The sequence below is a fragment of the uncultured Parasphingopyxis sp. genome (assembly GCF_937129435.1).
Lineage (GTDB): Bacteria > Pseudomonadota > Alphaproteobacteria > Sphingomonadales > Sphingomonadaceae > Parasphingopyxis.
In genome coordinates this window covers 1-10184 of record NZ_CAKZNF010000064.1, presented here as the reverse complement: position 1 = coordinate 10184, position 10184 = coordinate 1, and the positions used below count along the sequence as shown (strand labels likewise).

12 protein-coding genes and 1 pseudogene are annotated in these 10184 nt (G+C 62.9%); 8 read left to right on the top strand and 5 right to left on the bottom strand.

The annotated features are described in order from the left end of the window. Nucleotides 1-163: 163 nt before the first annotated feature. The gene (locus Q0139_RS10970) at nt 164-1348 is read right to left on the bottom strand and encodes a glycosyltransferase (RefSeq protein ID WP_298021573.1); all 1185 of its coding nucleotides are present in this window, start codon (nt 1346-1348) and stop codon (nt 164-166) included. 157 nt (nt 1349-1505) lie between these two features. Here Q0139_RS10970 and Q0139_RS10965 point away from each other — a divergent pair, with 157 nt between their 5' ends. Then, complete coding sequence (locus tag Q0139_RS10965) at nt 1506-2045, top strand: hypothetical protein (protein ID WP_298021571.1); 540 nt, start codon at nt 1506-1508, stop codon at nt 2043-2045. 56 nt (nt 2046-2101) lie between these two features. Here Q0139_RS10965 and Q0139_RS10960 read toward each other — a convergent pair whose 3' ends face one another. The 3 genes and pseudogenes from Q0139_RS10960 to Q0139_RS10950 form a co-directional block, all read right to left on the bottom strand. Then, nucleotides 2102-2926, bottom strand: coding sequence for a cache domain-containing protein (locus Q0139_RS10960; RefSeq protein ID WP_298021575.1), 825 nt, complete (start codon nt 2924-2926; stop codon nt 2102-2104). Next, nucleotides 2918-3109, bottom strand: a pseudogene (locus tag Q0139_RS10955) (methyl-accepting chemotaxis protein); the annotation flags it as partial. The gene Q0139_RS10960 and the pseudogene Q0139_RS10955, both read right to left, overlap by 9 nt. A 109-nt stretch (nt 3110-3218) precedes the next feature. Continuing rightward, complete coding sequence (locus tag Q0139_RS10950; RefSeq protein ID WP_298021568.1) at nt 3219-4433, bottom strand: glycosyltransferase; 1215 nt, start codon at nt 4431-4433, stop codon at nt 3219-3221. 185 nt (nt 4434-4618) lie between these two features. On the opposite strand from Q0139_RS10950, the gene guaA reads away from it, so the two are divergent. The 5 genes from guaA (at nt 4619) to Q0139_RS10925 (ending at nt 7798) form a co-directional block, all read left to right on the top strand. Next, nucleotides 4619-6205, top strand: coding sequence for a glutamine-hydrolyzing GMP synthase (gene guaA / locus Q0139_RS10945; RefSeq protein WP_298021564.1), 1587 nt, complete (start codon nt 4619-4621; stop codon nt 6203-6205). 117 nt (nt 6206-6322) lie between these two features. Further along, nucleotides 6323-6523 carry a type II toxin-antitoxin system HicB family antitoxin gene (locus Q0139_RS10940; RefSeq protein ID WP_298021561.1) on the top strand — a complete coding sequence of 67 codons (201 nt, stop codon included), beginning with the start codon at nt 6323-6325 and terminating at the stop codon, nt 6521-6523. Beyond that, nucleotides 6523-6699 (top strand): type II toxin-antitoxin system HicA family toxin, encoded by a 177-nt coding sequence (locus Q0139_RS10935; RefSeq protein WP_298021559.1) that lies wholly within the window; start codon nt 6523-6525, stop codon nt 6697-6699. Before Q0139_RS10940 ends, Q0139_RS10935 begins: the two co-directional genes overlap by 1 nt. 13 nt (nt 6700-6712) lie before the next feature. Beyond that, nucleotides 6713-7456 carry an endonuclease III gene (gene nth, locus Q0139_RS10930; RefSeq protein WP_298021556.1) on the top strand — a complete coding sequence of 248 codons (744 nt, stop codon included), beginning with the start codon at nt 6713-6715 and terminating at the stop codon, nt 7454-7456. A gap of 39 nt (nt 7457-7495) precedes the next feature. Further along, nucleotides 7496-7798: a hypothetical protein gene (locus Q0139_RS10925; protein ID WP_298021553.1), complete on the top strand. Its 303-nt coding sequence runs from the start codon at nt 7496-7498 to the stop codon at nt 7796-7798. On the opposite strand, the gene Q0139_RS10920 is transcribed toward Q0139_RS10925, so the two are convergent. Next, the gene (locus Q0139_RS10920) at nt 7759-9261 is read right to left on the bottom strand and encodes an FHIPEP family type III secretion protein (RefSeq protein ID WP_298021537.1); all 1503 of its coding nucleotides are present in this window, start codon (nt 9259-9261) and stop codon (nt 7759-7761) included. The two genes, Q0139_RS10925 and Q0139_RS10920, sit on opposite strands and share 40 nt — an antisense overlap. 144 nt (nt 9262-9405) lie before the next feature. Here Q0139_RS10920 and Q0139_RS10915 point away from each other — a divergent pair, with 144 nt between their 5' ends. Continuing rightward, entirely contained in the window at nt 9406-10035 is a 630-nt protein-coding gene (locus Q0139_RS10915; RefSeq protein ID WP_367180744.1) for a protein-L-isoaspartate(D-aspartate) O-methyltransferase, read from the top strand. Nucleotides 10036-10109: 74 nt separating this feature from the next. After that, nucleotides 10110-10184 (top strand): DUF368 domain-containing protein (locus Q0139_RS15540; RefSeq protein WP_367180743.1); only part of this gene is annotated, 75 nt, incomplete at its 3' end.

Below are 10184 nucleotides of genomic sequence, written 5' to 3'. Positions count from 1 at the left end.
GGGGTAGTTTTGATATTGTCAGACTCGACCTGTCGGTCGAGCGCCGCACCGGCCCGCACCCCCACCCGGCCTCCCATGAGAATACACTAAGTGGGAGGCCGGGTGGGGGTGCGGGCTGGTGCGGCGATTTCGCGCTAGCGAAATTCTGACGATCCAATCTACCTCAGTTTTCACCTACAAGCTGGCGGAGCTGCGCTTCCAGCGCCTCGCCATTTCGCTCCCAGGAAAATTCGGCAACGGTTTCGCGCACAGCCGCTTGTGACGGCGGATCGGCGAGGATGGCCGCGATCGCTTTCGCGATGGCGCCCGGTTCGCGCGGCACGATGGCGCCGGCCTCGGGCCGGTCGACCAGTTCGCGCGCGCCGCCGCAATCGCTGATCACGACCGGCGTTCCGCAGGCCAGCGCCTCGACCCAGACATTGGCGAGCCCCTCCGACTCCGATGGCAACGCCATCACGTCCGCCGCCGCCAACAGCCGCGCGACCGCGTCGTGCGGTTGCCTTCCGAGAAGGCGGACACGGCCCTCCAGTCCCAGTACCGCGATCCGCCGTTCGATCGCGCCGCGATGTTCCCCCTCGCCGACGAGAAAGAGCGTGGCATCGGGCAGTTCGCGCATCGCCTCGACGACGAGCACCTGGCCCTTGCGGGGAATCAGCGCTCCCGCCGTGATGATCAACGGGCCGGCAACGTCCCATTCCGCCTTGGCCTTTTGGCGGTCGGCGGGCGTGAACAAATCGCGATCGATGCCGGTATAGTGAACCGTGATCCGCTCGGCCGGCATACCGAGCGCGATCATGTCCGCCTTCATCGCGCCGCTGACGGCCAATAGCCCCTCGGCCGCTCTTCCGGCTTCGCGGACCGGGCGGCGGGTCGCGAATTTCCGGCCCCAGAGATGAATGTCCGCCCCACGTGCCTTGATCGAGACGGGGACGCCGAAGTGGCGGCCAAGTGCGATGGCGGCCGGGCCGTCGGGATAGAAGAATTGCGCCGCAATCGCGTCGAAGGGAAATTGCCCGCGCATGTCTTCGAGAAGCGGGATGAGTGCGCGCGCCATGGCGGCGGGGCGGCGCGCCTGACCGATTTTCGGGATCACGGGAAAGCGCGGTCGCTCGACGGTCAGGCCCTTCCAGTCCTCACGGTACGGAACGGCGGAAAAACCGCGATAACGCGGATGGAGCGACAATGGCCAAGCGGGGGCGCCGATGGGCGCGACGACGTGCACGGCGACGTTGCTCCGCGCTGCAAGCGCGAGCGTCTGCTTCTCGACGAACACGCCGAAGGTCGGACGCGTCGCATCGGGAAAGAGCGTGGAAAGGACGAGAACGCGCAGCATATCCGGCGCGGTCATAGGGCAAGGGTGGTTAAAACCGGCCTGATATTGTTGTTCATGCAGCAGCCTATTTAGATGAACGTCAGCCTAAAGCCGGGTTCAGGCCGAGGTCAAAGCGAATCGCCTATAACTGTCTCCACAGATTGAAATGCCGCCAATGACAAGGAGATGCGACATGAAGACCCTCACCAAGACTTTTCTGGGCGCCACGGCTGCCGTCGCGCTCACCGGCGTGACCGCCACCTCGGCACAGGCCCAGTATCGCCAGGATAACGGTATCGATGCCGGCGATGTGCTGACCGGCGTCGCCATTCTGGGCGGTGTGGCCGCGATAATCGCTGCCGCCAGCGACGATGACGATCGCTATGACGACCGGCACGACCGGCGCTATGGCGACCGCTACGACCGCCGCAACGGCTATGCCTATGGCCGCATGAATCCGCGTCAGGCCGTGCAGCAGTGCGTTGCCGCCGCCCGGCAGGAAGGCCTGCGCTACGGACGCGACGCCCGCGTGACCCAGGTCACCGATGTCGATCGCAACCGGAACGGTTATGAAGTCGAAGGACGTATCGTCGTCGACGAAAGCCGCTACGGCCGGAACGGGCACAATCGGTGGAACCGGAACGCACGCTATGATCGCGATTGGGACCGGGGCCGGTTCGATTGCGACATTCGCCACGGCCGCGTGACCAATGTCCGCATCCGCGGGATCTAACGCAAACGCGCAGGACTGAACCGAGGGCGCGGCACCGCAAGGTGTCGCGCCCTTCGCTATGCGGCGTTGCGCGCCTCGTCGATCCCGATCGCTTCATCCTCATCGGTCAGGCCGACAGCGGCCAGCACCTCGTGCCGGTCGCGAATTCGGTGTTCGATCACGCAAAACAGTTCGAGCCCGCTAAAGCCGTTCTCGATCGAACCATGGGCATAGGAAACGTTCATGCCCTCTCGGCTGAAGCTGCCGGTTTTTCCTAAATCATCGGGCAATGCATAGGGCGTGCCTGATGCGTCGTCGCGTGATGATGCGACGATCTTGTGACCGGTATCGAGCAGCAGGAGGCGATCGTCCTCGGCGATGTTCTGCGATTCGAACACCGATTTTGCCAAACGCTCCCAATCATATTCCAGATAGACGACACCGATGATCTCGCCTCCCTCCATGCCCTTGTCACGGATCGCCGAGACGAACATGATGCAAGGCCGCTCATTGGCATAAGGATTGCCCCAGATCTCGTCGGCCGAATAATCGTGCGGGCCCTTGCTGCGTTTCGCGCGCTCGAACTGGGGGTGGCCGGTGAAGTTGATGTCCATCGGCGCCGTGCTCTCGTCGAGAGCGAACAGCATCTGGCCACTCGCTCCTACAATGAAAGCGTTGCGATAGAAGTCGGAGAAAGCCAGCTGGCCGCGAAGCCGTTCCGCCGCCGCGGCCAAGCGTTCCGGGTCCTGCGGATTGCGAACGAAATCGCGGATTTGCCGATCGGTGGCAACGATGCGAATGTCCGTGCCGCGCGCGTTCAGCGTTTGCAATGTCCACTCGGTAATCGAACGGGCGAGGTCGGCGAGCCGCGCCCCTTCCAGTTCTTCGACCAGCTCGTCCACGATCCGCGATCCGCGCGCGAGCCGGTCCATCACGGTGGCGCGAAAATCGGACGCCGTATTGGCAGCGCTCGTGGCCAGCGATTTCACTTCCTGCGCGACCACGGCGAAGCCGCGCCCGGCCTCGCCCGAACGGGCGGCCTCGATCGTGGCATTCAGCGCCAGCATCTTCGTCTGCTTGGCGATGTGATCGCTGGACGCGGCGTAGCGGCCGGTCTCCTCCTCGAGCAGATCGAGCAACGCCTTGATTCTTCGCGGCATGGTGACTCCTGCGATATCGCCAGTTCGGAATGACTTAACCGGAAGATGCTAAACGGTCGTTAACCATGGGAGAGCCTTTCGAAGCTTGTCGGACTACGCTCTGAAGCTGGTCGCGAAGCGCCTGAGCCGTCCGGTCCCATGAAAATTCCTCGACCGTCGCGCGAACGGCTTCGCGGTCGGGTGGATCGGCAAGGATCGTCTCGATCGCGTCGGCGACCGCCTGGCTGTCGCGCGCGACGATCTTCCCCGCTTCGGGCCGGTCGACGATCTCGCGCGCGCCGCCGACATCGGTGATCACGACGGGCGTTCCCGATGCGAGCGCTTCGACCCAGGCATTGGCGAGCCCCTCGCGCTCGGACGGCAGCGCCATGACATCGGCGGCGGAGAGCAAGGTCGCGACATCGTCGTGCGACAGGTTGCCCGGCATCCGCACCCTGCCGGACAGGTTCAGCGCTTCGACCTGGTCGGTCAACGCCTTGCGCCTCGGCCCTTCCCCGGCGAGGATCAGCGTGGCGTCCGGAATTCCGGCCAGCGCCTCGATGACGATATGCTGGCCCTTCAGGCCGGACAATGTACCCACGGTCGTGATCAGCGGGCCCGATACGCCAAGCGCTTTCTTCGCCTTTTCGCGATCGCGCAGCTTGAAGCGGTGACGGTCGATCCCGGCATACAGCACCGTGATCTTGTCGCCATCCATGCCGCGCGCGATCATGTCACTCTTTAACGCCTCGCTGACGGCGACAAGTCCGCCGGCGCGAGCGGCGGCCTTGTCGATCTGAACGCCGCTTTGCGGCCGCGCTCCCCAATAATGGATGTCGCTGCCGCGCGCCTTGATCGAAAAGGGCACATCCAGCGCTTCGGCAAGCCGCATCGCCGCCGGGCCGTCGGGAAAGAAGAATTCGGTGTCGATGACGTCGAACGGAAAGCGCTCCCGAATTTCGCGCAGCTTGGGTAGCAATGCCCGCGCCATCATCCAGGGCCGCAACCTGCTGCCCGTCGCCGGCAGATGGGTGAAGCGCGGGCGATGCACCAGCATGCCCTTCCATATCTCGTGGCGAGGAAGCGCGGCCATGTCGCTGTAGCGCGGGTGCCGCCGAAGCGGCCAGGGCGGCATCGCGATCGGCGCGACGATCTCGACCTCGACATCCTCGCGCGCGGCCAGCGCCAGCGTCTGCCGTTCGACGAAAATGCCGAAGCTCGACCGAAGCGCGTCCGGAAACAGCGTCGAGAGAGTCAGGACACGGAGCATGCAATCCCTTCGGGCGCCGAACGCACCCCCTGCCGGGGCCCGCAAGCGCAAATTAACCGTCGCCCGGCCTATAGCATGCAAAGCTTCGTCCGGATTGCGAATGATGGTTAAGCGTGAAGCGGGTGGTTTCCCGCGCTGAGGGTTGATCGCTGGACAGGGCGGGCGGCGATATTTATTGCCTCGCCATGCCAAGCCAGCCGACAGAATCGCTTCACGCCGAATCCATCCTCATCGTCGATTTCGGGAGCCAGGTGACGCAGCTCATCGCGCGCCGGGTGCGCGAGGCCGGCGTCTATTCCGAAATCGCACCGTTCAACAGCGCCGAGGAAGCGTTCGAGCGGATGCAGCCCAAGGGCATCATCCTGTCCGGCTCCCCTGCCGGCGTCCCCGACGAAGGCAGCCCGCGCGCGCCGGACATCTTCTTCGAAAGCGGCCTGCCGATCCTCGGCATCTGCTACGGCCAGCAGGTGATGACTCACCAGCTCGGCGGCGAGGTGCGGCCCGGCCACGAAACCGGCGAAGGCGGCGAATTCGGTCGCGCCTTTATCGAAATTTCGGAAGAATGCGTGCTCTTCGACGGGCTGTGGAAGGTCGGCGAGAAGCATCAGGTCTGGATGAGCCATGGCGACAAGGTGACGCGCTTTGCCGAGGGCTTCCGGATCGTCGCGACCACCGACGGCGCGCCCTTCGCGCTGATCGCCGATGACGAGCGGCGCTATTACGGGACGCAATTCCATCCCGAGGTCGTCCATACGCCCGACGGCGCCAGGCTGATCGCCAATTTCGTCCGCCATGTCTGCGGCTGCGCCGGCGACTGGACGATGGCCGAATTCCGCGCCACGAAAATCGCCGAAATCCGCGAGCAGGTCGGCGACGGAAAGGTCATCTGCGGGCTTTCGGGCGGCGTCGACAGCGCCGTTGCCGCTGTGCTGATCCACGAAGCGATCGGCGACCAGCTGACCTGCGTCTTCGTCGATCACGGCCTCATGCGGCAGGGCGAAGCCGATCAGGTCGTTTCGCTCTTCCGCGGCCATTACAACATCCCGCTCGTCCATGTGGACGCCGAAACGCTGTTCCTCAACGGGCTGAAGGGCGAGACCGATCCCGAAAAGAAGCGCAAGTTCATCGGCAAGACGTTTATCGACGTGTTCGAGGACGAGGCGAAGAAGATCGGCGGCGCCGACTATCTGGCGCAGGGGACGCTCTATCCCGACGTGATCGAAAGCGTCAGCTTCACCGGCGGCCCCAGCGTCACGATCAAGAGCCACCATAATGTCGGCGGCCTGCCCGAACGCATGAACATGCAGCTCGTCGAGCCGCTGCGCGAGCTCTTCAAGGACGAGGTCCGCGAGCTCGGCCGCGAGCTCGGCCTCCCCGAAATCTTCGTCGGCCGCCATCCCTTCCCCGGCCCCGGCCTCGCCATCCGCATCCCCGGCGAAGTGACCAAGGACCGCTGCGACATCCTGCGCAAGGCCGACGCGATCTACCTCGAAGAAATCCGCAACGCCGGCCTTTACGATGCGATCTGGCAGGCCTTCGCCGTGCTGCTCCCGGTGAAAACCGTCGGCGTCATGGGCGACGGCCGCACTTACGATTATGTCTGCGCCCTGCGCGCCGTGACCAGCACGGACGGCATGACGGCGGATGTCTATCCCTTCCCCAGCGAATTCCTGACGCGCACGGCGACGCGCATCGTCAACGAGGTGCGGGGGATCAATAGGGTGACGTACGACTATACGAGCAAACCGCCGGGCACGATCGAGTGGGAGTGAGCTACAAGTCGATGCCGCTCCAATAGAGGCTTCAGCCAGTGATGATTGCGGCCAACCACTGAGCCATCTTGCACCCAAGCGGTTTCGGCTGATAAATTCGTCCCAAGGAGACCGTGCATGCAACTCACCGCCATCCTCAACCCCGCGCCCGAAGGCGGCTATGTGGCGCTCAACCCGGAAACAGGGACGACGACGCAGGGCGAAACCGTCGAAGAAGCGGTCGCCAATCTGCGTGAGGCGGTCCAGCTTTATCTCGAAGAATTCCCGATGGATTTCGCCGGCGCGCCGATCGTGACCAGTTTCGACATCGCTGCTTGATGCCCCGGCTGCCGGTCTTGTCCGGTGCTGAAGTCGTCCGCGCGCTGGAACGGCTAGGGTTCGAGCAGAAACGCCAGCGCGGAAGCCATGTCGTGGTGCGGAAGGATTCGATCGGCTGCGTCGAGCCGCTGCACAAAGAGGTGAAGACCGGCACGCTTGCGGGCCTGAGCCGTTAGGCGGGCCTCACCAATGACGCATTTCTCGAAGCTCTCAGGAAATAGCATCCCGTTACAACTCCCCCTCGACGACGACCCCCGTACCGATACTCTCCGTCGCACCCAAGCCGCGCTGATCGAACGTTTCGGCCGCATCATCCGGCCGCAGGACAAGCGCCGCGATCCGGTGTGGACGCTCGTGCAGGGCGTCATTGGTGCGCGGACCAAGACGGTCCGGTCGAACCGTTCGACGGACGGGCTTCTGGAGGAATACGGCTCCTGGGACGCGGTGGCCGATGCGGCGGTCGAGGAGCTGACCGAGCGGCTCGCGCTGCAGACCTTTCCCGAATTGTCGGCGCAGCGGCTCAAGGACTGCCTGCTCGCGATCCGGGAGCGGTGCGGCGCGGTCAGCCTGGCGCATCTGGCCGCGCTGGACACCGAAGAGGCGATGGACTGGCTGGAGGCGCTGCCCGGCGTCGCGCGCAAGATTGGCGCGCAGGTGATGAACACCTCGACCTTCGATCGGCCGGTGATGGTGATCGAAGGCCACCATCGCCGCATCATGCAGCGCATGGGCCTGATCCCGGCCAAGGCCGATACCGAGCGCGCCTATGACGCGCTGATGCCCGTCCTCCCGCCCGAATGGAGCGCGGCGGATATGGACGAGCATCACCTGCTCTTGAAAAAGCTCGGCCAGTCGCACTGCCGCCCGCGCGCGCCGGTTTGCGAGGGCTGCCCCGTCCGCGCCAATTGCCGCTACGCCGCCGCTCGACGCTGACGAAAATCGCCACTATCGTCTCCTTTTGACGGGCCAGCCATGGATATCCGCAGCGCCGAAATTTCCGACAGCGAAGCCGTGATCGCGCTCTGGCAGCGCTGCGGCCTCACCCGTCCATGGAACGAACCCGCCGCCGATTTCGCCGCCGCGCTCGCCAACCCGACATCGGACGTGCTTCTGATCGCGGATGCCGATGCGCCGATCGCCTCGGTCATGGTCGGGGCGGTAAAGGTCTTAAGACGCATCCAAGTCCCCCCGAATGTCTGTTGCATGAGGCCAGCTATATCGCATCAACGTATTCATCAGATCTGCCCCAGTGTTTTAAGCTGTGCCTTGGGATGAATTTCGTTTTGCGACATAACCACGGTGCTTGGGCGGAAACGTTCAACGATCGAGCGCACATAGGGACGAATTCCCGGGCTGGTCAGAAGGACCGGGCTTTCGCCCATCATGCCCAACCGCTCAAATGTGGTGCGGACCTTGTTGATGAACTCCTGAAGCTGGCTTGGCGGGATCGAAAGCTGCTTTTCCTCGCCCGAACCAACAAGGCTTTCGGCAAAGATCTGCTCCCACTGCGGTGACATGGTCACCAGCGGAATGACACCATCCTGATTGGTATTCACATCCGACAACTGACGGGCAAGGCGCGAACGCACATGTTCGGTCATGAAGGTCGGATTGCGCGTAAAGGCGGTTGATTCTGCAATGCCTTCAAGGATGGTTGGCAGATCGCGGATCGATACACGCTCCGTCAGAAGGTTCTGCAGCACGCGCTGAACACCACCGACAGAAACCTGACCCGGTACGATGTCTTCGACCAGTTTCTTCTGATCATCATCAAGTTCATCAAGCAGCTTTTGGGTTTCTGCATAAGACAGAAGTTCCGGCATATGGTCCTTGATGACCTCGGTAATGTGGGTCGTGATCACGGTTTGCGGATCGACCACGGTGTAACCGCGGAACATGGCCTCTTCCTTCATGCCCTGTTCGATCCACATGGCCGGCAGGTTAAAGGTCGGTTCCATGGTCTTTTCACCAGACAGGGTGATTTCTTCACCCCGCGGATCCATCACCAGCAACATGTTCGGGCGCAGATCACCACGGCCCGCTTCGATCTCCTTGACGCGCAGCACATAGGTGTTGGCCGGAAGCTGCATATTGTCCTGAATGCGCACAGATGGCATGACAAAACCCATGTCACCGGCAAGCTGACGGCGCAGCGCCTTGATCTGATCGGTCAGTTTCTGACCGCGTTCAGTACTGATCAGCGAAAGCAGGCCATACCCCAGTTCCAGCCGGACATAGTCCATGCGCAGCGAATTGGCGATGGGTTCTTCGGGCGGTGGGCCAGCGGCCTCGGCGGCGGCCTGACTTTCCTTTTGCTCCTCCTGCGTAACGGCATCCTTCTGGCGCTTGCCCATATAATAGGCCAGATATCCAAGCCCGACTGCCAGACCAAGGAACCAGATCATCGGAATGCCCGGCAGAAGCGACATGCCAGCCATCAGGGCAGCAGCAACGCCAAGAGCTGCCGGATAGTTACTGATCTGGCCAAAGACGGCCTTCTCGGTCGCGCCATCAAGACCACCCTTGGTGACCAGCAGGCCAGCTGCGGTCGATACGATCAGGGCCGGGATTTGCGACACCAGACCGTCACCGACGGTCAGGATGGTGTACATCTCGGTCGCTTCGCCAAGCGATAGACCCATCTGCGCGGTGCCGATGACCTGCCCCCGGGGCAAAGCCCGATACTGGATCGGTGCCGCTGGCAAGGGCAGCGACGCCGGACCGGGGACCGATTTCAACGCAGTGCGCGAGAATTACGTTTCGATCACTCCCGTCCACGTGGATATGACGCGCCATGAGGTACTGTCGCCACTGCGAGAGTGGGTTGAGTTGCTGTCAGGACGGGAGGGACGTTAATGGTGGCAGCGATTGACGGTATTGGAATGACGTCCCGCCGAACCCGTATGCGACTGATACAAAGGCTCAGAGAGGCTGGTATAGCCGATGAGCAGGTGCTTACGGCCATGGCGGACGTGCCGCGTCACATATTCCTTGATGAAGCGCTTTCCCATAGGGCCTACGAAGATACTGCGCTGCCCATTGGCTACAGTCAGACCCTGTCTCAGCCTTACATTGTCGCGCGAATGACAGAATCCCTGATGCACCACAAACCCCGGAAAGTGCTGGAACTGGGAACCGGGTCGGGCTACCAGACCGCGATCCTTGCCAGGCTGGTGGATCAGGTTTTCAGCGTTGAGCGCATCAAACCGCTCCAGGACCGGGCCCGCGACCGGCTTCGCCAGCTTGGCTACCGCAACACCATGCTCAAGCACGCAGACGGAGGTATGGGGTGGCCAGAACAGGGGCCGTTTGATGGCATCATCGTCACCGCAGCACCCCGTGAGATCCCGCCGGAACTGAAAGACCAACTGGCGGATGGAGGCGTTATTGTGGCGCCGATCGGCGAGGGCACACAGATGTTGGTGGAAATGGTACGCCAGGGCGACCGTTTCGAGACCAGGGATATTGAACCGGTGCGTTTTGTGCCCCTGTTGGGTGGGGTTGTACGGTGACCGCAGAACGCCCCTCTGAGTCTTCTGCCGACGTACCTCACTCCCATCATCCCTTTGCGGTATTCCTGAGGGGCATGGCCATGGGGGCGGCTGATATCGTCCCCGGCGTGTCGGGTGGCACCATTGCATTCATTACCGGCATCTACTTC

What these genes read in the sequence shown, in the direction of transcription:
- Q0139_RS10970 (WP_298021573.1), bottom strand. Translation starts at nt 1,348, where the DNA reads ATGACCGCGCCGGATATGCTGCGCGTTCTCGTCCTTTCCACGCTCTTT.
- Q0139_RS10965 (WP_298021571.1), top strand. Translation starts at nt 1,506, where the DNA reads ATGAAGACCCTCACCAAGACTTTTCTGGGCGCCACGGCTGCCGTCGCG.
- Q0139_RS10950 (WP_298021568.1), bottom strand. Translation starts at nt 4,433, where the DNA reads ATGCTCCGTGTCCTGACTCTCTCGACGCTGTTTCCGGACGCGCTTCGG.
- guaA (WP_298021564.1), top strand. Translation starts at nt 4,619, where the DNA reads ATGCCAAGCCAGCCGACAGAATCGCTTCACGCCGAATCCATCCTCATC.
- Q0139_RS10940 (WP_298021561.1), top strand. Translation starts at nt 6,323, where the DNA reads ATGCAACTCACCGCCATCCTCAACCCCGCGCCCGAAGGCGGCTATGTG.
- Q0139_RS10935 (WP_298021559.1), top strand. Translation starts at nt 6,523, where the DNA reads ATGCCCCGGCTGCCGGTCTTGTCCGGTGCTGAAGTCGTCCGCGCGCTG.
- nth (WP_298021556.1), top strand. Translation starts at nt 6,713, where the DNA reads ATGACGCATTTCTCGAAGCTCTCAGGAAATAGCATCCCGTTACAACTC.
- Q0139_RS10925 (WP_298021553.1), top strand. Translation starts at nt 7,496, where the DNA reads ATGGATATCCGCAGCGCCGAAATTTCCGACAGCGAAGCCGTGATCGCG.
- Q0139_RS10915 (WP_367180744.1), top strand. Translation starts at nt 9,406, where the DNA reads ATGACGTCCCGCCGAACCCGTATGCGACTGATACAAAGGCTCAGAGAG.